Origin of the sequence: Micromonospora sp. B006 (assembly GCF_003408515.1) — a bacterium.
Classification (GTDB): domain Bacteria; phylum Actinomycetota; class Actinomycetes; order Mycobacteriales; family Micromonosporaceae; genus Micromonospora; species Micromonospora echinospora_A.
The window spans coordinates 3,167,461-3,189,868 of the sequence record NZ_CP030865.1; the positions used below are offsets into that span (position 1 = coordinate 3,167,461).

Here is a 22,408-nt window from a genome sequence, read left to right on the forward strand (position 1 = left end):
CACCGGAAGGAAGAATCCATGGCCAAGCTGTCCCGGCGCCAGGTGCTGCTCGCCACCGGCGCGGCCGCCGTCGTCTCCCTGGCGGGTTGCGGCGACGACGCCCCGGACAAGAAGGACCTCGACCGCAACCGCGCGGGCGCGATGGAGAAGTACGGCATCGGCGACCAGTTCAAGGCCACCGAGCCGGTCACGTTCTCGATCCTCTACAACAACCACCCGAACTACCCGCTCAAGCCCGAATGGCTGTTCTGGACCGAGCTGGCCGGGCGGACGAACGTCAAGCTGGACCCGGTAGCCGTGCCGCTGAGCGACTACGAGCAGAAGCGCAGCGTGCTGGTCGGCTCCGGCGACGCCCCGCTGATCATCCCGAAGACCTACCACCCGCAGGAGAACTCGTACGTCTCCTCCGGCGCGATCCTGCCGGTCAGCGACTACCTCGACCTGATGCCGAACTTCAAGGACAAGATCGAGAAGTGGAAGCTCCAGCCGGAGATGGACACGCTCCGGCAGGAGGACGGCAAGTTCTACCTGCTGCCCGGCCTGCACGAGAAGCCCTGGCAGGACTACACGCTCGCGGTGCGCACCGACGTGCTGGAGCAGTTGAAGATCCCGTCCCCGACCACCTGGGACGAGGTGTACGCCATGCTCAAGGCGATGAAGGCGGCCCACCCGGACGTCATTCCGTTCTCCGACCGGTTCGGCAAGCCCAACCCGGCCGGCAACCTGCTGAACATGCTGGCCCTCGCGCACGGGCTGCCCGGCGCCGGCTGGAACTACCAGCCGACGAGCTGGGACGCCGGGGCCGGCAAGTACGTCTTCACCGGCGCCTCGGACGGCTACCGGCAGGTGGTGGAGTACCTCCACAAGCTGGTCGCCGAGGGGCTGCTCGACCCGGAGACGTTCACCCAGACCGACGACCATGCCCGGCAGAAGCTCGCCAGCGGCAAGTCCTTCGTGATCAGCTCGAACGCGCAGACCCTGGTGAACGACTACCGCCCGGACATCGCGAAGATCAACCCGAACGCCCGGCTCGGCAAGATCCTCTTTCCGGTCGGGCCGGCGGGAGCGGTCAACGCGGCGAGCCGGCTGGAGAACGGCGTGATGATCTCCAGCAAGGCCCGCGACGGCAAGAACTTCGTGGCCATGATGCAGTTCGTCGACTGGCTCTGGTACTCCGACGCCGGCCAGGAGTTCGCCAAGTGGGGCGTCGAGGGGACCACGTACGCCAAGGACGCCTCGGGCAAGCGCACCCTCGCCCCGGACGTCAACGTCATCGGGCTCAACCCCAAGGGCACCAAGCACCTGCAGAAGGACTTCGGCTTCTACAACGGCGTCTTCGCCTACGGCGGCAAGCTCGACCTGGTGCAGTCGTTCTTCTCGCCCGAGGAGCTGGAGTTCCAGAAGGAGATGAACGCCCGCAAGGCCGCGCCCTGGGTGACTCCGCCACCCGCGCCGCTCAGCGACGAGGAGCGCGAGCAGACGACGCTGTGGGCGACCGCGCTGAAGGACCACGTCACCCAGAACACGCTGAAGTTCGCCCTCGGCCAGCGGCCGCTGAGCGAGTGGGACGCCTACGTCTCGGAGCTGAAGGGCAAGAACGCGCAGGCCTACATCGACCTGGTCAACAAGGCGTACGAGCGGTACCGCAAGAGCCACGGCTGAGCGGCGATGCGCGCCACCGTTCCCGAACGGCCCGTCGGCCGGCTGACCGACGCCTGGCGTACGTGCGTGGGCACCGGCCGGTTCGACCTGGCTCTGCGACGCGACTACCAGGACTCGCTGGCGCTGGTGCAGCGGGACATCGGCTTCCGGCACATCCGCGGGCACGGGCTGCTCAGCGACGGCGTCGGCGTGCACCGTCCCTACACGTACCAGGGCGAGCACCGGGTGCGGCACGCCTTCACCTACGTCGACCAGGTCGTCGACGCCTATCTCGCAGTGGGCATCCGGCCCTTCGTCGAGCTGGGGTTCATGCCCTCGGCGCTCGCCTCCGGCGACCAGACGGTGTTCTGGTGGCGGGGCAACGTGACGCCTCCGGAGTCGTACACCGAATGGGGTGACCTGGTGCGCGCCACGGTGGCCCACCTGGTCGACAGGTACGGCCTCGACGAGGTGCGCGGCTGGCCCGTCGAGGTGTGGAACGAGCCCAACCTGCCGGCGTTCTGGGCGCGCGCCGACCAGGACGCCTACCACCGCCTCTACGAGGTGTCGGCACATGCCGTCAAGGACGTCGACGCGGCGCTCCAGGTCGGCGGCCCGGCCCTCTCACCCGGGGCCGACGAGTGGCTGAAGCCGTTCGCCGAGTTCGTCACCGACCACGACGTACCCGTCGACTTCGTCAGCCGGCACGCCTACACCTCCGGACCGGCCCGGCACCTGCCGTTCGGCACCCGGCAGACCCTGGCCCCCGCCGCGGAGCTGCTAGAGCAGTTCGCCGCGCCCCGCCGGCACCTGGCCGGCACCGCGCTGGCCGACCACCCGGTGCACATCACCGAGTTCAACTCCTCCTACCGGCCGGACAACCCGATCCACGACACGGCCTTCCACGCCGCCTACCTCGCTCCGGTCCTGGCCGGCGGCGGGGACCTGGTCGACTCCTTCTCCTACTGGACCTTCAGCGACGTGTTCGAGGAGGAGGGGGTGCCCACCGCGCCGCTGCACGGCGGCTTCGGCCTGCTCACCCACCGGCAGGTCAAGAAACCCACCTACCATCTGTACGCGTTCATGGCCCGGCTCGGCGACGAGGTGCTCGCGCGCGGGCCGGACCATCTCGTCACCCGGCACCCCGACGGCCGGGTCGCGGTGCTGGCCTGGGCCCCGGTGGACGTCACCGGCCGGGAGCCGGCACCCGAGCGGCACACCCTGTCCCTGTCGGTTCCGATCGGCCCGCCGGGCACCGCGTCGGCGTTCCTGCTCCGCTCGTCGGTCAGCGAGGACGCCGGCAACGCCTTCGCGGCCTGGCGGGAGATGGGCAGCCCGCACTCACCACGGCTCCGGCAGCTCGACGCGTTGCGGGAGGCCGCCGAGCCGGCCCGTACCCATCGCGCAGTGCCGGTCGCGGGCGGGCGGGCGGACCTCGACCTCGACCTCGCCCGGCACGAGGTGACCCTCGCGGAACTGACGCCGGTGGTGGACGAGACCCCGCCGTGGTGGGACGACAGGTTGCTCGACCCACCCGGGGACCGACGGTGACCGGCGCGACCGGCGGGCTGCGCGAGTTCGGCGACGGGCCGTTGTCGCGGGCCGCCGCGACGGTCCACACCCTGCTCGTGGTCGAACTGCTGCTCCTGGCGAGCACGCTGCCCGGCCTGGCCGTGCTCGTACTGCTCGACCGCGACAGCAGCAACCTCCCGCTGGTCGCCGCCGCCGCGCTGCCGGTCGGTCCGGCCGTCTCGGCCGCGTTGTACACGCTGCGGCACCAGCGCCCCGACCTGACCGATCTCCGTCCCGCCGCCGCGTTCCGCCGGGCCTACCGGGCCAACCTGCCGGGCGTGCTGCGCGTCTGGGCGCCGACGCTGCTGTGGCTGGCCGTCATCGCGGTCAACCTGGCGAACCTGCCCGCCGCCGCCGTCCCCGGCTGGTGGGCCGTGCCGCTGGTGGTGGTCGGGGCGGGGGTGGTCCTGGTCGGGGTCAACGCGCTGGTGATCGTCTCCCTGTTCACCTTCCGCACCCGCGACGTGCTCCGGCTCGCCGTGTACTACGTGGCGCGCAAGCCCGGCGTCACAGTCGGCAACGTCGTGCTGCTGGCCGCCGCCGCCGGCGTCACCGCGGTGTTCTCCGAGGCGGTGCTCGCCCTGCTCGCAGCGCTCCTGGTGCTGGCGCTGCTGCGCATCGGCGACCCGATGATCGACGACATCCGGGCGGAGTTCACCGCATGAGCGTTCCGGTCACCGGCCGGGCGTCGGCCGACGCCGGCGAGTCGGCCTGGCACGCCGCCTGGCTCCCGCCAGCCGCGTTCCGCGAACTCGGCTCCCGCGGGGTGCTGGTGCACGGTGACGGGCCCCTGGTCGACACCGTCCTCGACGAGGTGAGCCGGGCCTGCGCCCGGTACGGCGGACGGGTCTGGCACGGTCCACCGTGGCAGGTGGACGCCGAGCTGGTGCTGGCCCTGCGCGAGGCCGGCCCGGTGCCGAACGCGGTAGCGGAGGCGGCCCGGCTCGGCGCGACACCTGCGGTCAACGGCACTGGTGACGGCGCCCTCGGCGACGAGGGATACCTGCTGGCGCGGGTGAACGGCGTGACTGTGGTCCTGGCCGACGCGCCGGCCGGCCTGCTGTACGGGATGTTCCACGTGGTCCGGCTCGGCGCGGCGGCCTTCGACGACGACCTGCCGCCGCGGCGGCACCGGCCGGCACTGGACCGGCGGATGCTCGACCACTGGGACAACGTGGCCGTACATCCGGTGTCGGGCCAGGTCGAGCGGGGCTACGCCGGCGGCTCGCTGTTCTGGCGCGACGGCGCCGCCCGGCGCGAGCCCGGCCGGCTCCGCGACTACGCACGCCTGCTCGCCGCCTGCGGCGTCAACGCGATCTCGGTGAACAACGTCAACGTGCACGACACCGAGGCGCTGCTGCTGACCGACCGGCTCGGCGACGTCGCGGAGATCGCCGAGGTGCTCCGCCCGTACGGCATCCGGGTTCATCTGGCGGTGACCTTCGCCGCCCCGATGGTCCTCGGCGGCCTGCCCACCGCCGATCCGCTGGACGAGCGGGTACGGGCCTGGTGGGCCGCCGCCACCCGGCGCGTCTACCAGCGGATCCCCGACTTCGGCGGCTATCTGGTGAAGGCCGACTCCGAGGGCCGGCCCGGCCCGTTCGCGTACGGGCGCGACCACGCCGACGGCGCGAACCTGCTCGCCGAGGCGCTCGCCCCGCACGGAGGCGTGGTGCGCTGGCGGGCGTTCGTCTACGACCATCACCAGGACTGGCGGGACCGGTCGACCGACCGGGCCCGGGCCGCGTACGACCACTTCGCGCCGCTGGACGGACGATTCGCCGACAACGTGATCCTCCAGGTGAAGTTCGGCCCGATCGACTTCCAGGCACGCGAACCGGTGTCCCCGGTGCTCGCCGCGATGCCGGCCACCCGGCTGGCGGTGGAGGTGCAGGCAACGCAGGAGTACACCGGCCAGCAGCGGCACGTCTGCTACCTCGGGCCCTGGTGGAGCGAGGTGCTGCGGTTCCGGCCCTGGGGCGCGGCCGGCGACACGATCGCCGACGTGGCGGCCGGCCGGGCGGGCGCCGGTGGCGGCCTGGTCGCCGTGTCCAACGTGGGCGACGACCCGTTCTGGACCGGGCACCCGCTGGCCCAGGCGAACCTGTACGCCTTCGGCCGGCTCGCCTGGGATCCGCTGCTGGATCCCGGCGCGATCCTCGACGAGTGGATCGACCTGACGTGGGTGCCGGTGACCACCGGCGATCCGGACGCGGTGCGGCGCACGATGCACGCGATCATGGACGACTCCTGGCGCACCTACGAGCGCTACACCGCCCCGCTCGGCGTCGGCTTCATGGTGCGGCCCGGCCACCACTACGGCCCGGACGTGGACGGCTACGAGTACACCCCGTGGGGCACGTACCACTTCGCCGACCGCGACGGCGTCGGGGTGGACCGCACCCGGGCAACCGGGACCGGCTTCACCGGCCAGTACCCGCCGCCGTGGTCCGAGGTGTACGAGTCACGCGAGCGCTGCCCCGACGAACTGCTGTTGTTCTTCCATCACGTCCCGTACCGGCACGTGCTGTACAGCGGCCGCACCGTGATCCAGCACATCTACGACACGCACTTCGCCGGGGTCGAGGAGGTGGCGGCGATGCGGGAGCGGTGGCGGCTCGTCGCCGGGGCGGTCGACCCGGCCGTCCACGACCGGGTGGCCGAGCGCCTCGACGAACAGTTCCGCAGCGCCGTCGAGTGGCGGGACCAGATCAACACCTACTTCTTCCGCAAGTCCGGGGTGCCGGACGCGCACGGTCGCCGCATCCACTGATCCGGCGCGCGCTCACCAGGGGTGCACGGTGCCGTCCGCCAGCCGGTTCACCGGCAGGTAGGCCGGCGCGTACGGGTAGCGGGCCGCGGCCTGTTCGTCGATGTCCACCCCGAGCCCCGGGGTCTCGGCCGGATGCAGGTAGCCGCCGTCGTAGTGGTAGCCGTGCGGGAACACCTCGTCCGTCTGCTCGGTGTGCCGCATGTACTCCTGCAGCCCGAAGTTGGGGATCGCGAGGTCCAGGTGCAGCGCGGCGGCCATGCAGACCGGGGACAGGTCGGTGGCTCCGTGCGAGCCGCTGCGCACGTGGTGCAGCGCGGCGAGGTCGAAGATGCGTCGCAGGTGGGTGATCCCGCCGGCGTGAACCACTGTGGTGCGGACGTAGTCGATGAGCTGTTCCCGGATGAGCTGGGCGGCGTCCCAGATGCTGCTGAAGACCTCGCCGACGGCGATCGGCGTGGTGGTGTGCGAGCGGATGAGCCGGAACCCCTCCTGCAGGTCCGCCGGGACGGGATCCTCCATCCAGGTCAACGCGTACGGCTCCAGGCTCTTGCCGAGGCGCGCCGCCTCGATCGGGGTGAGCCGGTGGTGCACGTCGTGCAGCAGCCGGAGGGTGGGCCCGAACTCCTCACGGACCCGGGCGAACACACTCGGCACGTGGGCCAGGTACGCCTCCGTCGACCAGGTCGTCTCGGTCGGCAGCGCGGCGTCGGCGGGCTCGTAGAACATCTTGTCGGTGCTGACGCCGTACGTCCGGGGCAGGCCGGGCACACCGCACTGCACCCGCACCGCGCGGTAGCCGAGGTCGACAAAGCGGGCGACCTCGGTCAGCACCTCGTCGACTGTCTCGCCGTTGGCGTGTCCGTACACTGTCACGCCCTCGCGGGACCGGCCGCCGAGCAACTGGTAGACCGGCAGCCCGGCGACCTTGCCCTTGATGTCCCACAGCGCGGTGTCCACGGCGGCGACGGCGCTCATCGTGACCGGCCCGCGCCGCCAGTACGACCCCTGGTAGAGGTACTGCCAGGTGTCCTCGATCCGGGCCGGGTCCCGCCCGATCAGCAGCGGCACGACATGATCGCGCAGGTAGGACGCGACGGCCAGTTCCCGGCCGTTGAGGGTCGCGTCGCCGACGCCGGTGACTCCCTCGTCGGTCACGACCTTCAGGGTCACGAAGTTCCGGCCGGGACAGGTCACGATGACCCGGGCGTCGACGATTCTCATCCGGTCTCCCCTGCGGTCCGCGCGCCTGTCACCGCAAGATTATCCATCAGTGTCGATCTGCGGGCGCCCCGGTGCCGGCCGGTCAGGCCGGTTCGGGTACGCCCCCGGGCTCCCCGTCGTCGGGCATCGGCTCGACCGGCGCCTCGGGCAGTTCGCCGGGCGTGTCCGGGAGGAGTTCGCCGGGGTCGTCCGGCACGTCCTCACGCGGGTCGATCGGCGGGTACAGCTCGGGATCGAGGTCGGGGTTGGTCATCGGCCCAGTATCCGACGCCACCGCCCGGACCGCCCGCCGAGCGCGCTCGGCGGGCGCTCCGCCGTCACGGGCTCTCAGCGTCGCCGGCCGCTGGCGTGGACGACCGGTCCGCGGGCTTGCGCAACCACAGCCACACTCCCGCCGACAGGCACGCCGCACCCCCGACCGCGACCGCCGTCTCGGCCAGTTCGGAGAGATCGTCGAGGAACGGGAAGGTGTGCGAGGCCGCCATCGCCAGAAACCCGATCAGCAACAGGAGGCCGGCGGCGATCCGCTGGAGAACCATGCACGTCATTGGATCACGACGCTGCCACAGCCCTGCGGCGCCGGGAGCCGGTCATCGGCGGAACGGCCCGGTGACGCAGTAGGTGATGCCGCCGGAGGACGAGCCGGTCGTGCCGCGCTGCGACGAGAAGTACAGCCGGTCCCCCGCCGGGGTGAACGCCGGCCCGGTGATCTCCGAGCCGCTCTGTCCGGTGATCCGCAGGAAGACGGAGATCTTGTCGTCCGGCGTGATCATGCAGATCTCCATGTTGCCGCCGTCCTCGGCGACGTAGAGGTCACCGGCCGTGGATCCGGTGATGTTGTCGACGCCGGTCAGCGGAGCGGTGCCGGGGCTGACCAGGTTGTCGTCGTAGGCGAGTTCGTACGTGCCGGCGGCCAGGTTGACCTGCCACACGCGGTTGTCGCCCTTCGTGGTGAACCAGACGGTGTCGTCCGCGTAGTGGCAGCCCTCGCCACCGTTGAACGTCTTCGCGCCGGACACCTGCTGCCGGGTCGGGGTGGGCGAGCCGTCCGGGTCGGGCACCGTAACCCAGGTGAACGTGCCGGAGGTGGCCGTACCGGCGCGGAAGACCTGGAGGGTTCCGGCGGACAGGTCGCCCCAGGTGGTCGGCACGAAGCGGTAGAACTTGCCGTCGGTCTCGTCCTCGGTCAGGTAGACGACCCGGCGGACCGGGTCGGCCGCGGCCGCCTCGTGCTTGAACCGGCCCATCGCGGGACGCGCCACGGCGGTCCCGCCGAGGGGGTACGTCTCGAAGACCCGGCCCAGGGACACCTCCTCACAGGAGAGCCAGGTGTTCCACGGCGTCTTGCCGCCGGCGCAGTTGTTGTTGGTGCCGGAGAGGATCCGCGACGCCCCGACCACGGCGCCGCTGGAGTTGAAGACGAGGCGTGAGGCGCCGCCGCCCGCACTCGCTCCTACCTCGGAGTTCGACACGTAGATCCAGCCGGAGCCGTTCGGGAACACGGCGCCGCCGTCCGGAGCGTCGTGCCAGGTGTACGACGTCCCCGGCACCGTCCGCCGGGAACGCGCGACGATCGAGCTGGTGAACCCGGCCGGCAACTGGATGCCGTTGGCGTCGGCTGCCTGAAGCCCACCGTAGGGCCCCGCCGCGTTCTGCGCCGGGGCTCCGTACGCGGCCGACCACGCCGTGAACGGCAGGGCGAGGGCACCCGCGCCGACAACAGTGGCCCGCAACATCGCTCGACGATCCATGGAACCTCCTCCGTAGGTTCCATCGATCTGACCGTGCGGAGCTTACGCACTCCGATCTGTTGGATGAACGTCGATGGACGGCTCGGTGTGCGATGTCCCGCCCCTGCCGCTACGGACGCAGATCCGTCCTCGCCGTCCCGGTCGAGGGGTCGTACGGGTAGGAAAGGTGCTGGTGGGTCATCAGCCAGGCCCCGCCGCGTCGCTGGAAGACCCGGGTCCCCCGGGACCAGCTCTCGATCGGCGGACCACCGCTCGGGCGTACCGAGACGTGGTTGAGGCCCCACGCGACGGCGAGGTCGCCGTCGACCAGGATCGTCAGGTCGGGCACGTCCCAGGCGACTGATCCGTCACCCGACGCCTCCAGGCCCGCCGCGCAGACCTCGCGGACCGCGTTCACGCCGACGTGTCGCAGCGGCTGGTCGTGCTCGTACGAGACCACGTCGTCGGCTACGGCATCCATCAGGGCATCGAGGTCCTTGGCCGCGGTGCCCTCGAACCAGCGCTGGTGCAGCCGGCGTACCTCCGCCTCGGCGGTGGTCGCGTCCGGGGCCGGCCCGGCGGTACCGGCGAGCGGGAAGGAGTGGTGTTCGTGGGTGACGACCCATCGGCCCTCCCGTCTGCGCAGGCCGAAGGTCAGCCGCAGGCGGTTCTCCGGATCCGCGGCGAAGTCGGCCGGCGTGCCGCAGCGCAGGAGCGCGTACGCGAAGGCCACGTCCTCGCCGGCTTCGACGTCCAGCGACTCGACCTCGAACGACGCGCCCTGCGCCTGCCACCTGAAGAACGGCGGCCAGATCTCCCGGTAGGCGTCCATCCCGCGCACGCCCTCGTACGGCGGCGGCACGTCGAACATCACCATGTCCTCGGCATGGTCGGCCAGGACGCCGGCGAGGTTCCCGTCATGAACCGCCGCGGCCCAGCGCTCGACCAGGGCCCGGATCTGTTCTTCGTTGCTCGGCATGTCGGTTCTGCCCTTCGTGGCCGGTGAACCCGTCAGGACTACAACCCCGGCCGGACCGCGAACTCATCGCCTCCGCGCGAACTTTCCGGCAGCCGATCCGGTAGGTCGAAGGCAGACAGGCGCGCGTCGAGGAACGAGACGACCTCGGCCACCCGGCGGCCCCGCAGCACGAGCAGGTCCAGCCCTGCCGGCAGGTAGGCGGCAGCGGCGTCGTTCCACAGGTACGTACCGAACGCGAGCTGCCCGTTGGCACTCGTCGGCAGGAACCGCCACCTCCGCCCACCCGTCACCTCGGCCAGGAAACCGCGGATCTGCTCATGGCCCTCGTACCAGACGGTCAGCGGCGGCATCGAGTACCGCGCGTCCTCCGTCAGCATCGCCACGATCCTTTCGACGTCGCCGGTCTCCCACGCCGCGGCGTACCGCCTGGCCACCTCCCGCTGCCCCGCGTCGCCCAGGTCGGCGAGGATCCGCTGCTGACTGCCGGACGGCGTCAGCCCGGCGACGATCCGGCGGGCCCGCTGCATCGCGCTGTTGACCGCGGCGACGGTGGTGACCAGCATCCCGGCGGTCTCCTCGGCGGAGTAGCCGAGAACGTCACGCAGCAGCAGAACGGCACGTTGTCGCGGCGGCAGATGCTGCAACGCGGCGACGAACGCGAGTTCCATGGTCTCCCTCGCGATGGCGTGGGCCTCCGGATCCCGTGCGGCGGGCGGGGCCGCAAGGCGGTCCGGATACGGCTCGAGCCAGGTCACCTCGGCCCGTGACACGCCCGGGGCGGTGAAATCGGTCGGCAGTTCACGCCGCCCGCGCGAGTGGAGGAGAGACAGCGCCCGGTTGGTGGCGATCCGGTAGAGCCACGGGCGGACCGACATGTGACCCTCGAACCTGTCGACTGCCCGCCATGCCCGGTCCATGGTGTCCTGGACCGCGTCCTCCGCGTCGTGGAAGGAACCGAGCATCCGGTAGCAGTGCGCACGCAGCTCGTCCCGCAGCGGTGCGACCAGACGACCGAAGGCTTCGCCGTCGCCCGCACGCGCAGCCGCCAGCAGCGCCGCCGTCACGTCGTCGCCCGACAGACCGGCCTCCGCCGATGGTTCGCCCCGGCTCACCCGCCTCAATCTAGTGCCGGGCACCGTCCCGGGTGCCCGGTCTCTGCGCCCACCGGGCGGAGACCGGTGAGCCGGCGCACATAGGGAACGACCTTGGTCGATCTCTTGACTCTCCAGATGAGACCGCTAACACTTGTCTGCAACGTGCACTTAACAGCCAGAACACATCTATCTGCCTCGCCATGACGCGCCGGAGCTGCCCGGATGGCACGTCGACGCCACCACTGCCGCGAAGCCCTGGCTTGAGTGCGATTCAGCGATGTTAGCGCTAACGATCAGCCTGACGTCCGAACCCAGAGAGGCCAGATCGGTGACTCACCACTTCTTGACGCGGACCAGGTGGTCGCGGAGCGCCCGGTCGTTTCGCCGGCTGCTGATCGTGCTGGTGGCCGCGACGGCGGCGATGGTCGGCGGCGTCGTCGTCATGTCGTCGCCGGCCGTCGCCGCGACGAACCAGTTCCGAGGCATGAACTGGGCCGTGCTGGGCGACAACTTCAGCACCGGTCCCCTCGTCGTGCAGGGCCTCAGCTCCTCCGACAGCAACGCGACGGTACGGGCCAAGGCCAACGCCCTCTATGACGACATGGCTTCCACCATGGGGGTGAACACCGTCCGGCTGCCCATCAACACCCACACGGTCGGGACGGCGTGGTGGGAGGCCTACCGAGGCGCCATCGACGCCGCCACCGCGCGCGGCTTCAAGGTCATCCTCGCCTACTGGGAGGACGGCGCCGCCTCCGGCGGCAGGATCACGAACCTCGCCGCGTGGAACGCGATGTGGTCCACGGTGACCAACACGTACGGCTCCAACCCCGACGTCTACTTCGAGCCGATGAACGAGCCGCACGGTTACAGCTCGACGGAGTGGCGCAACGTCGCGGCCAACTGGCTCAGCTACCACTACTCGGCGGTGCCCAGCCGGGTGCTCATCGGGGGCACCGGGTTCAGTCAGGACCTGCGGGACATCTGCAACGACACCCGCTTCGCCTCGACGCTGCTGTCCTTCCACCACTACGCCTTCTTCTACGGCGAGATGACCTACGACGCCTTCCGGAGCCACATCCAGACCCGCCTCGGCAACTGCGCGTCGCGGGCGGTCGCCACCGAGTTCGGCGCGCCCATGAACGACGGCCGCAACTACGCCGACGCGAACAGCACCGACAACTTCGTGCGCCACATCCGCGCCATGGCCCAGGTCATGCGCGACAACCGGATGGGCGGCACCTACTGGCCCGCGCTCGGCGGCAAGCCCGGCACCATCGGCTACGACTGGTACTCGATGTACTCGCTCAGCGGCGGCGGCACCGACCTCAACCTGACCGTCCGCAACACCTCCGGCGCCGACCAGATCCGGTACGCGTGGGGCGACACCATCGGGGGTGGCCCCACGACGCCCCCGCCGTCGACTGGCACGTTCTACCGGGTCGTCGTGCGGCACAGTGGAAAGGCCATGGACGTCCAGGCGCCGAACACCGAGAACGGCTCGCGCGTCGGCCAGTACGCGTACAACGGCAACACGTGGCAGCAGTGGCAGTTCCAGGACGCCGGCAGCGGCTACTGGCGACTCATCTCCCGCAACAGCGGGAAGTGCCTCGACGTGGTGAGCGCCTCCACCGCCGACGGTGCCGAGCTGATCCAGTACACCTGCGGCAGCGGCACCAACCAGCAGTTCCAGATGGTCACAGGCGGCAGCTACTTCCAGCTCCGGGCACGACACAGCGGCAAGTGCGTGGACGTACCGGCCGCATCGACAGCGGACGGAGTCGTCCTCAAGCAGTACACGTGCAACACCGGCGCCAACCAGCAGTGGTCGCGTACGACCGTCTGACGAGCCCACCGGCTGTCGGTGAGGCCGGTCACCGGCGCAGGTGGCCGATGCCGTGCTGGTCGAGCCAGGCGACCGTCCGCAGCACGAACGTCGGCGCCGCCGAGCCGGCGCTGACGTCGGTGGCGACCAGCGGCACCTGGGCGGCGACCGGGAGCAGGGTGGACCGCCAGCACGCCGGCGTGGCGCAGGCCGAGCGGTCGTCGACGCGCCAGGCGGCTGCAACGCTGCGGCCGTCCGGGTCGGCCGGACGGTATTCCAGCCACCGGCGCAGGTCGTTGCCGCCGTCGATCCCGGCGGCGAGGACCAGGTTGAACGAGCCCCGGACGCGAAGCAGGCGGATCTGCTCCTGCACGCCGAAGTTCGGCAGGCCGGCGCCGGCGCACTCGGCACCGCCGTCGCGCCAGCAGGTCCAGACCGCCGCGGGATCAGTGCCGCCGGCCGCCGGGAAGTCGTAGGGCGAGATGTCGAAGACCACCGCGTTGTCGTCGCCGAACACCTCCGCCGCCGCGCTCCAGAACGAGCGCGTCGCGAGAATATCGCTCTGGCGTAGCGACACGACGGGTGTGATGCCGGCCCGGACGAGCCGGTCGACGTACCGGGCCGCCTCGTCGAGGTAGCCGACGCGGTTCTGCCTGTCGGCAGCGCTGCCCGTGTAGACGTAGCAGGCGTCGCTCAGCACGACCCGCACCGCGTTGACGCCGCGGGCCCGCAGCGCGCCCACCGACGCGTCGTCGACCGGGCCGTCCCAGCGAATCGGCCCCCACGCGCACTCGCCGGGCGCGGCCGACCGGATGATTCCGCGTGGCCGGTACGGCCTCGGACTGGCTGTGACCGCGAGGATGCGGTTGCCGAACGCCTTCAGCGCGGGTGCGGCACCGGACGCCTGCGGCGGGAGCACCCGGACGCCGCGAACCTCGGCGGTGGCCTGGGCGCCGCTGCTGTCGTAGGCGGTGGCGGTGACGCGGGTGCCGCTGTTCGGCGGCACGCCACGCCAGTCGAACGCGTACGGCGCTGTGGTGTCCACCGCGAGCAACGTGCCACGCTCCCGGAACTCGACCCGCTCGATCCGCCGGCCGGGCGCCGCCGTGGCCTCCGCGCGGATCGGGATGACGCCCGGCGCGGCGAAGAAGTCGTTGGGCAGGGGCGAGGTGAGCGCCACCGACGGCCCGCCCGGCAGTGGGCTGGGTTGCGGGCTCCCCGAGGCCGCCGGCGGCGCCGAGCCGGTCGGGCCGGTGACGTCCGCGTCGCAGGGCTGGCCGCTCAACGCCCAGTCGGTCGGCTCGGGGTCGGCGCCCCGGTAGTTGCCGCCGAACCGCACCGTGACCGAGGCGCCGGTCGGCAGCGTGGACCCCGCCGGTGGGCGGAGCATGGTCACCGGGTACAGCTCGCCGCTGCCGAGCGTGTATCCGTCCGGCAGCCGGTCGAGGCCCATGGTGATCGTTTGGCCGTTGGCCTGCCGGAACCGCAGCCACCAGTCGGTGACGGGTGAGCCCAGGTTGGTGACTGTGAGCTCGGCCCAGAAGCCGCTGGACCACTCCCGGGTGATCGTGTAGTCCACCGTGCACACCGTCGCGGCGTAGGCCGGGCGCAGCGCCATCGTCGTGGCCCCGCCGACGACGACCGCGGCGGCTGTGGCCAGCGCGAAGATCCTGCGTCGCATCATGCCCCCGTGTATCGACACACATCACTTCATGCAGCCTCGGCGCTCGGGGCACGGTGTGTCAAGGGCTGAACCGGGTCCGGGCCGGGCGGAACGGCGCGGCGTTCCGCCCGGCCCGCGGCTCAGCGTCCGCGCAGCTCGGCCGCGGCGGCGACCAGGTGCTGGAGGGACGCCTCGACCTCGGGATAGCCGCGCGTCTTGAGGCCGCAGTCGGGGTTCACCCACAGCCGCTCGGCCGGCACCGCGGCCACGGCCCGGCGCAGCGCGCCGACGACCTCGTCGTGGGACGGCACCCGGGGTGAGTGGATGTCCCAGACGCCGGGCCCCACACCCCGGCGGTATCCGATGGCGGCGAGGTCGTCGAGGACCTCCATCCGGGAGCGGGATGCCTCGATGCTTGTGACGTCGGCGTCGAGGGCTTCGATGGCCGTGATCACCTCCCCGAACTCCGAGTAGCACAGGTGGGTGTGGATCTGGGTGTCGTCGGCGACTCCGCAGGTGGCCAGGCGGAACGCCCCGACTGCCCAGTCCAGGTACGCCCTCTGGTCCGCCCCGCGCAGTGGCAGCGTCTCACGCAGCGCCGGCTCGTCGACCTGGATGACCCGGATACCGGCTGCCTCGAGATCGCGGCACTCGTCGCGCAGGGCGAGCGCGACCTGGTCCGCGGTGTCTGCCAGTGGCTGGTCGCTGCGGACGAACGACCAGGCCAGGATCGTGACCGGGCCGGTGAGCATGCCCTTGACCGGCCGGTCGGTCAGCGACTGCGCGTAGGTGGACCAGTTGACGGTCATCGGCGCCCTGCGTGCCACGTCGCCGTAGATGATGGGCGGACGCACGCATCGGGAGCCGTAGGACTGAACCCAGCCGTGTTCGGTGGCGGCGAAACCGTCCAGCTGCTCGCCGAAGTACTGGACCATGTCGTTTCGTTCCGGCTCGCCGTGCACGAGCACGTCCAGGCCCAGCCGCTCCTGGAGCCGGACGACGTGCTCGACCTCGGCGCGCATGCGCCGGGTGTAGGCGGTGTCGTCGATGCGGCCGGCCCGATGCTCGGCACGCGCGCGGCGCAGCTCGTCGGTCTGCGGGAACGATCCGATGGTCGTGGTCGGCAGGGGCGGCAGGTTCAGCCGGGCCTGCTGTGCCGCCGCTCGCTCCGGGTACGCGCCGCGCTGCCGATCCGTGGCACGCAACGCGGTGAGCCGGCCGCGCACGGTGTCGTCGCGCCATGCGGCCGGGGTGGGCGGCAGCGGCTCGGGCAGGGACGTGGTGCCGTTGCGCAGCGCGCGGCCGAGCCGGACGACCTCATCGACCTTCTGCCGAGCAAAGGCGAGCCGCTGACGCAGCGCCGGGTCGAGAGCGGTCTCGGCGGACAGGTCCACCGGCACGTGCAGCAGCGAGCACGAGGTGGACACGGCGACGTGGTCGGCGAGGGCGGTGACAGCGGCACCAGCCGCCACGGCGGCGCGCAGGTCGGTACGCCAGACGTTGCGGCCGTCGACGAGGCCGGCCACGATCGTCCTGCCACGCAGCGGTCCCGCACCGGCCAGCCGCCGCAGGTTGCCGGGCCCGGCCACCAGATCCACACCGACCGCTTCGACCGGCGTGTCGAGCAGGGCGGGCAGCGCGTCACCGAGCTCGCCGAAATAGGTGGCGACGAAGATCGCCGGCCGCTGTTCCACCGCGCCGAGCCGGGTGTACGCCTCCCGCAGCGCGTCGATCTCGGCGGTGCTCCGGTCGGCGACGTAGGCGGGTTCGTCCAGTTGCACCCATCGCACGCCCGCCGCCGCGAAGGATCGCAGGATGTCGGCGTACACGTCGACCAGGTCGGTCAACCGGTCGAACGGTTCGCCGCGCGCCCCGGTGGGCTTGGCCAGCAGCAGGAATGTGGCCGGGCCGACCAGCACCGGCCGACTGTCGATTCCCAGCTCGCGGGCCTCGCGGTACTCGCGCAGCGCCTTGTCGGGATTCGCCGCGAAGGCGGTGTCGGAGCCGATCTCGGGAACCAGATAGTGGTAGTTGGTGTCGAACCACTTCGTCAGTTCGAGCGCCGGCTCGGCATCGACGCCCCGGGCCATGGCGAAGTAGGTGTCGAGATCGCCGAGGCCGAGACGGGCGAACCGGTGCGGGACCGCGCCGACGGCGACGGCCGTGTCCAGCACGTGGTCGTAGTAGGAGAACGTGTTGGACGGGATCGCGTCCAGACGCGCGTCGCGCAGCGTCCGCCAGACCTCCGCCCGTAGCGCGGCAGAGGTCGCCGCCAACTCCTCGGCGTCGATCCGGCTCGCCCAGTAGGCCTCGACGGCCTTCTTGAGTTGCCGGTTGCCCCCGATACGCGGATAGCCCAGCACCGTGCTCTGACCGAATGCGGTACTCATGGAGATCCCTTCCCTCGAAGCACACGAGGCCGATCGGGGCAGGGAGGGAAGGGGTACGGGCGGCGTACCGGCTTCCGCACCGGCCGTCCCGAGCGACCGTCGGCGGCGCACACCGGACGGTGTGCGCGGTGCGGGCAGGTCTTCGGACTCGCGGGCGCGACCGGTCCATCCGGTCACCTACTGGCCGTCGCTTCCCAGACCTCACGGTCCAGTGCTTCGATGACAGCTGTCGTTCCCACTCACCGCTGCGGGGCAGTCCCGGACTCACACCGGGTTCCCTCTTACGACGCCACACCCTTCACGGGCACGGCGAACCAGCACCGTTGTCCATCGTATGGGGCGGTGAGCCGGCGTGGTCGGCGCGTCCGTCCTGCGGGACGGCGAGCCGTCGCGGGGCCCAAGCCCCATCGCGGAGGCCGGTGTCCGTTGGGAGAACAGCCTCCGCCGGCTCGCCCGGCGCCTGACCCGTCGTCCGTCGGCCTGCCGGTGGCGGGAGCGACTCGCGGTCGGCCCCCGCCCCCCGTCGCAGGGCCGGTCAGCCCTTGCGCCACTTCTGGTTGGCCGCGCCCGTGCAGTCCCAGAGCTGGAGCCTCGCGCCGTCGTTGCCGTTCCGGTCCTTGATGTCGACGCACTTGTTGGCCTGAAGGTTGACCAGGTCTCCGGCCGCGTTCAGGGTGAACTGCTGAGCGCCGGTGCCATTGCAGGTGTAGAGCTGCACCACCGCCCCGTTGGCGGTGGACCCGGCGTCGATGTCCATGCACTTGTCGTTCTGGCTCTTCAGCGCCGTGCCGCTGAACGTCCACTTCTGCGCGTTGGTGTTGTTGCAGTTCCACATCTGCAGCGGCACGCGGTCGACGAAGTTGGAGCTCGGCACGTCGATGCACTTGTTGTTCCAGTTGCTGACCACGGGCACCCCGGTGGTCGGGTTGCCGCCCCCACCGCCGGTGAACGGGCTGAGGATCAGTCCGGCCGAACGGGGGTCGCCGTCGTGCACCAGTGACTCGAATCCGCCGACGTCGTCGAAGGCGAACGCATACGCCCGGCCGTCGGTCATGTTGGCGTGGATCAGGCGGGCGTACTGGTTGGTGGGGTTGCTGCGGTAGAAGTCGGCGGCGTTCGTGCTGGGCTGGGTGTCGATGGTGCCGAGCGTGCCTCGGTTGAGGGCGGCGCAGAGCGTGCGCGAGATCGGGCCGACCACTTGGTCGTTCGGCGCGGGCAGGTCGCCGTCGCAGCCCCAGACGCTGGCCGAGGAGGGCCGGTTGAAGGAGGCGACCACCTGGCCGCTGCCGTTGGTGAAGGTCATGGTGTTGCCCGAGGTGCGGCCGTAGTACCGGATGGCCGGCTGGTCGGCGAAGGGCGCCACGGTCAAGGTCTTCGTGGTGTACGCGTTCCACGCGGAGGCGATGTACGAGTCCAGGTAGGTGGTGCTCAGCAGGCCGGCCCCGGCTGCCTTCCCCGGAGCCAGGACGCGCAGCACGGTCCCGTCGGAGCGGGTGTGGACGGTGTTGGCCCAGCCCGGCTGCGCCCGGATGCCGTCGATGACCGCGTTGCGTCCGTTGGCCACCACGTCGCCGGTGCGCTTGGTGACGCCGTTGACGCCGGTCACGGTGACCGCGTGCGGGATCGCGAACATGTCGACCTGGGAGCTGTTGAGCCACAGCCCGGAGTCGTTGTAGGTGAACTCGCTCCAGTCGAAGAGGATGTCGCGGTTCGCGTCACCGGCGGCCCAGGGCGCGGGCTGCACCAGCCCGTCGGGGGTGAGGAGGAACTTCAGCTTCTGCCCGAGGGCGAAGTAGGCCCGACCGGAGAAGCCCCGGGGGAACTGGATCGTGGTGCTGCCACCGTTGCCGGGGCCCGGTATGGAGACGTCCGGCGCGGGCGACGGCGGGATCTGCCCGCCGCTCCACGGCACGAAGGCGCCGCCGGAGGTGACGTAGCCGAGCCGGCCGGAGGACAGCTGGACGCCGATGACATAGAGGTAGACCGGGTCGCTGCGACCGGTGGTGTTGGTGACGGTGACGGGCAGCAACGCCGGTCCGACCGCGTGGGCGGGCGTGGCGACGACGGTGACCGCGAGCCCGGCGAGCAGTGCGGACGCAGCGGCGAGCAGCTTTCTTCGAAGACGCATGACGACACCTCGCTGAAGACAGGGACGGGAGAGCGCTCTCTCAGCAGAGTCCAATTGTTAATATTGTTTGTCAATAGGTGATCACCGATGGATGTGAGACCGTCACGGTCCGCCGTCCACCCGATGTCGATCATGCGGCAGGGGCCGCGGACCACAGTTGTCGCCGTCCTGCGACAGCAGGAGCCGCCAGCCCCGCCTGGCGCCCGCGTCGACCCGGTTGGGCCCGCGCTCCACTGCGTCCGCGGTCGCCGGCCACCCCCTCGGCGACGCTACCGATCCGCCCCACCGCGCGCGGGTGATTGGCCTCCCCGCTCACCGTCAGCCGGTTCGCGCCGTGCCCTCTGCCACGCCCGCAGCGCCACGCCGACGCCGATCAGGGCCAGCAGCGCCCACTCCCCGATGCCCAGTTCCCGTTCCAGATAGCGGTAGGAGGCGGCGCCCAGGTAGCCCAGCAGCGCCACGGCCGTCGCCCACACCAGCCCGCCGGCCAGGTTCGCCCGCAGGAACACCGGCCACCGCATCCCACCGGTCCCGGCGATCATGGGGACAACGGCCCGCAGCACCGCCACCCAGCGTCCGATGAGCACCGCCCATGCCCCGCGGCGGGCGACCAGGCGGCGGGCCCGCGCGATGTCGAGGCGCCGGCGCAGCACTCGCGGGGCGCGGGCGAGCACACCCGCGCCGTACCGGCGGCCGAGGGCGTACCCGGCCTGGTCACCGAGGCACGCCCCGACGGTCCCGGCGGCGACCACCGCCCACAGCGGCAGCGCACCACCGTGGGCCACCAGCCCACCGATCAGGATCGCTGTCTCACCCGGTACGACCAGCCCGAGCAGCGTCGAGGACTCCAGGGCCGGCAGGACGAACACCAGGGTCAGGACGAGCAGCGGCGGCAGCCCCACGAGCACCGCCACGACCCTGTCCACCCGATGATTGTCGCCCCGGAGGGTGGCCGGTGAGAGAGAAGTGCCTCCCGCGGGCGGGCGAACCGTAGGGTTCGATCGACGGCAGGGACGGTGCCGGACGAGGGGCGGCCGAGGACCGGTGGGAGCGCGTACGCATCGCCCGTCGCCGGCGCTGCTGGTCAGCCTGACCGTCTCGGCGTGCCTTCTGGCGGCGCTCAGCGCGGCCGTACGCAGCCACCGGGTGCCGCGCTGGGAGCAGGACCTGTTCACCCTGCTCAACCACCTTCCGGCCGGGCTGACCCCGGTCCTGGTCCTGGTCATGCAGCTCGGCTCGTACCCGGCGGTGTTCGTCGCCGCCGCAGCAGCCGTCATCGCACGCCGCATCGGCACCGCGTGGACTCTCCTGCTGGCCGGGAATCTGGCGTACTGGCTCGCGGCAGCTGGCAAGGCCACGGTCGCCCGGCAGCGGCCCTCGGCGCTGCTCACCGACGTGGTCCTGCGTGAGACGATCACCGGACGCCTCGGGTACCCGTCGGGACACGTCGCGGTCGCCACCGCCCTGGCACTCGTCGCCGCGCGGGCCGGGGGCCCCCGGTGGCGCCGCGCCGCCTGGGTGGTGATCGGGCTGGTCGCCGTCGCGCGGATCCACGTCGGAGCGCATCTGCCGATCGATGTGGCCGGCGGCGTCCTCGTCGGCTGGCTCGCGGTGTGTCTGACCCGACTCGTGGTCGGCGAGGTCGGGCCGCAACGGTCGGTGCCCGCACTGCGGGCGACGCTGCGGCGGCGCGGGATCGAGGTGGCACGGTTGGCGCCGATCCGCGGTGACGCCCGAGGCTCGCAGCCGTGGCAGGCGGTCACCACCGGCGGACGGCGACTGTTCGTCAAGGTGACCGGCGGCGAGCAACGCGACGCGGACTGGGTATACAAGCTTTACCGGCGGATGCGCTACCGCCACGTGGCCGACGCGCCGCCGTACCTGAGCGCACGGCAGCAGAGCGAACACGAGACCTGTCTGACCCTGCTCGCCGCGCGCGCCGCCGTGCGGATACCGGCCGTCGTCACGACCGCCGCCGCGCCCGGTGGCGACGCCGTGCTGGTGCAGGAGTTCATCGACGCCGCCCCGCTGCACGCCGTCGTCGGGCCGGTCCCGCTTCCCGCCGTACGCGACGCCTGGGACCAGGTGGCGCGTCTGCACCGGGTGGGCATCGCGCACCGGGACCTGCGCGCCGCGAATGTGCTCGTCGGCCGGGACCACGTCCACCTGGTGGACCTGGGCTTCGGCGCCGACGACGCCTCGGCCGAGCAGCGGGCCCGCGACGTCGTCGAGCTGATGGTCGCCCTGTCCAGCCGGGTCGACCCGGCCTGCGTGGTCGCTGCGGCGATCGACCGCCTGGGTGGCGCGGCGGTCGCGGACAGCGTGCCGTTCCTGCAACCCGCGGTGCTGTCCGGCGCCGGCCGGACCGCCCTGCGCGCCCGGCCCGGCATGCTCGACAGCCTCCGCCAGGAGATCCTGCGACGCAGCCCGGACCGCGACCGCCCGGCGGCGAAGGTGGTTCGGATCAGCCGCCGCACCGTCCTGGAGCTGCTGGTCCTGGGGTTGGTCGTGCACCTGCTGCTCCCCCAGCTCGGCGAGATCCGCACCGCCCTGGATCTGATCGTGCACGCTAACCCGGTAGCGGTCGCCGCGACGCTGCTCGGCTCCGCCCTGACCTACCTGCTCAGCGGCCTCGTGCTCCGGTTGGCCACGGCCCGCCGGGTCCCGCTGGGCGAGGCCACCCTGGCGCAGGTAGCCGCGTCGTTCGCCAACCGGCTGGCTCCCGGCAGCCTCGGCGGCGTCGCGCTCAGCCTGCGTTACCTGCACCAGAAGGGACTCGTCGCCGCCGACGCGGGCACCGCCGTCGCCGTCTCCCGCGCCGCCGGGATGTTCTCGGTGGTGGTGCTGCTACCGGTGCTGCTGCCGTTCGCCCGCCAGCCCGCCGGCATCCTCGCCCACGACGCGGCCAGGGCACTTCCGCTGCTACTGGGCGCCCTGGCCGTGCTGCTGGTCCTCGCCGGGGTGCTCGCCGTACCCCGGGTCCGGCGGCGTGGACGCGCGGCGGCCGGCCAGGTCGTGACCGCGCTGCGCGAACTGCGCCACCACCACGGGCTGCGGTGGCTCGTCGTCGCGTCGACGGCGCTCACCCTCACCTATGGCCTCTGTCTCTACCTCGCGCTGATCGCCGCCGGCCCGGTCCCGCTGGCCCACCTGCCCCCGGTGATCCTGGTCTCCCTCGTCGGCGAGGGTGTCTCGTCCGCCGCGCCCACCCCCGGCGGGCTCGGCGCCACCGAAGCCGCGCTCGTCTCCGGTCTGCTGCTCTACGGAGTGCCGCTGGACGCCGCCATCGCGGGCACCCTGATCTACCGTCTCGCGACGTTCTGGCTCCCGGTACCACCGGGTTATCTGGCCTTCCGGCTCCTGACCCGCCGCCGGCTGCTGTGAACGTCGGC

Annotated in this window: 17 protein-coding genes and 1 riboswitch; of the genes, 6 read left to right on the forward strand and 11 right to left on the reverse strand. The window is 71.7% G+C overall.

Annotated features, from left to right (window positions below):
• Positions 1-18: 18 nt before the first annotated feature.
• From MicB006_RS14895 to MicB006_RS14910, 4 genes are read left to right on the forward strand one after another with little or no spacing between them, the layout of a single operon-like run.
• Complete coding sequence (locus tag MicB006_RS14895) at positions 19-1,662, forward strand: extracellular solute-binding protein (protein ID WP_116506841.1); 1,644 nt, start codon at positions 19-21, stop codon at positions 1,660-1,662.
• 6 nt (positions 1,663-1,668) lie between these two features.
• Complete coding sequence (locus tag MicB006_RS14900) at positions 1,669-3,192, forward strand: xylan 1,4-beta-xylosidase (protein WP_116506843.1); 1,524 nt, start codon at positions 1,669-1,671, stop codon at positions 3,190-3,192.
• Positions 3,189-3,878, forward strand: a complete 690-nt coding sequence (locus MicB006_RS14905; protein WP_116506844.1) for a hypothetical protein — start codon at positions 3,189-3,191, stop codon at positions 3,876-3,878. Before MicB006_RS14900 ends, MicB006_RS14905 begins: the two co-directional genes overlap by 4 nt.
• The gene (locus MicB006_RS14910; RefSeq protein ID WP_116506846.1) at positions 3,875-5,986 is read left to right on the forward strand and encodes an alpha-glucuronidase; all 2,112 of its coding nucleotides are present in this window, start codon (positions 3,875-3,877) and stop codon (positions 5,984-5,986) included. The genes MicB006_RS14905 and MicB006_RS14910 overlap by 4 nt, the downstream gene beginning before the upstream one ends.
• 12 nt (positions 5,987-5,998) lie before the next feature.
• On the opposite strand, the gene manD is transcribed toward MicB006_RS14910, so the two are convergent.
• The 7 genes from manD to MicB006_RS32015 form a co-directional block, all read right to left on the reverse strand.
• Complete coding sequence (manD, locus tag MicB006_RS14915; RefSeq protein WP_116506848.1) at positions 5,999-7,207, reverse strand: D-mannonate dehydratase ManD; 1,209 nt, start codon at positions 7,205-7,207, stop codon at positions 5,999-6,001.
• An 82-nt stretch (positions 7,208-7,289) separates the two neighbouring features.
• Positions 7,290-7,460, reverse strand: a complete 171-nt coding sequence (locus tag MicB006_RS32010; RefSeq protein WP_184686617.1) for a hypothetical protein — start codon at positions 7,458-7,460, stop codon at positions 7,290-7,292.
• A 64-nt stretch (positions 7,461-7,524) separates the two neighbouring features.
• Positions 7,525-7,746 carry a hypothetical protein gene (locus tag MicB006_RS14920; RefSeq protein ID WP_225980761.1) on the reverse strand — a complete coding sequence of 74 codons (222 nt, stop codon included), beginning with the start codon at positions 7,744-7,746 and terminating at the stop codon, positions 7,525-7,527.
• Positions 7,747-7,797: 51 nt separating this feature from the next.
• Positions 7,798-8,958, reverse strand: a complete 1,161-nt coding sequence (locus tag MicB006_RS14925) for an alkaline phosphatase PhoX (protein ID WP_116506852.1) — start codon at positions 8,956-8,958, stop codon at positions 7,798-7,800.
• Positions 8,959-9,067: 109 nt separating this feature from the next.
• Complete coding sequence (locus tag MicB006_RS14930; RefSeq protein WP_116506854.1) at positions 9,068-9,916, reverse strand: nuclear transport factor 2 family protein; 849 nt, start codon at positions 9,914-9,916, stop codon at positions 9,068-9,070.
• Between the two features lie 38 nt (positions 9,917-9,954).
• Positions 9,955-10,980 (reverse strand): sigma-70 family RNA polymerase sigma factor, encoded by a 1,026-nt coding sequence (locus tag MicB006_RS14935; protein WP_370013490.1) that lies wholly within the window; start codon positions 10,978-10,980, stop codon positions 9,955-9,957.
• Positions 10,981-11,343: 363 nt separating this feature from the next.
• Positions 11,344-11,496, reverse strand: coding sequence for a hypothetical protein (locus MicB006_RS32015; protein ID WP_192900366.1), 153 nt, complete (start codon positions 11,494-11,496; stop codon positions 11,344-11,346).
• On the opposite strand from MicB006_RS32015, the gene MicB006_RS14940 reads away from it, so the two are divergent.
• The gene (locus MicB006_RS14940) at positions 11,495-12,856 is read left to right on the forward strand and encodes an RICIN domain-containing protein (protein WP_225980762.1); all 1,362 of its coding nucleotides are present in this window, start codon (positions 11,495-11,497) and stop codon (positions 12,854-12,856) included. The two genes, MicB006_RS32015 and MicB006_RS14940, sit on opposite strands and share 2 nt — an antisense overlap.
• A gap of 28 nt (positions 12,857-12,884) precedes the next feature.
• On the opposite strand, the gene MicB006_RS14945 is transcribed toward MicB006_RS14940, so the two are convergent.
• The 4 genes from MicB006_RS14945 to MicB006_RS14960 form a co-directional block, all read right to left on the reverse strand.
• The gene (locus tag MicB006_RS14945; RefSeq protein WP_116506856.1) at positions 12,885-14,519 is read right to left on the reverse strand and encodes an Ig-like domain-containing protein; all 1,635 of its coding nucleotides are present in this window, start codon (positions 14,517-14,519) and stop codon (positions 12,885-12,887) included.
• A 119-nt stretch (positions 14,520-14,638) separates the two neighbouring features.
• A complete protein-coding gene (gene metE / locus MicB006_RS14950) occupies positions 14,639-16,888 on the reverse strand; it encodes a 5-methyltetrahydropteroyltriglutamate--homocysteine S-methyltransferase (RefSeq protein ID WP_116506857.1) in 2,250 nt (749 codons plus the stop codon).
• Between the two features lie 115 nt (positions 16,889-17,003).
• A riboswitch (cobalamin riboswitch) is annotated at positions 17,004-17,222 on the reverse strand.
• Positions 17,223-17,423: 201 nt separating this feature from the next.
• Positions 17,424-19,016 carry a beta-1,3-glucanase family protein gene (locus tag MicB006_RS14955; protein ID WP_116506859.1) on the reverse strand — a complete coding sequence of 531 codons (1,593 nt, stop codon included), beginning with the start codon at positions 19,014-19,016 and terminating at the stop codon, positions 17,424-17,426.
• 269 nt (positions 19,017-19,285) lie between these two features.
• Complete coding sequence (locus MicB006_RS14960; protein WP_161565926.1) at positions 19,286-19,942, reverse strand: DedA family protein; 657 nt, start codon at positions 19,940-19,942, stop codon at positions 19,286-19,288.
• Between the two features lie 118 nt (positions 19,943-20,060).
• Between MicB006_RS14960 and MicB006_RS14965 the strand changes: the two genes are divergently transcribed.
• On the forward strand, positions 20,061-22,400 hold the full coding sequence (locus MicB006_RS14965; protein ID WP_116506861.1) for a lysylphosphatidylglycerol synthase domain-containing protein: 2,340 nt from the start codon (positions 20,061-20,063) through the stop codon (positions 22,398-22,400).
• The last annotated feature ends 8 nt before the right edge of the window (positions 22,401-22,408 follow it).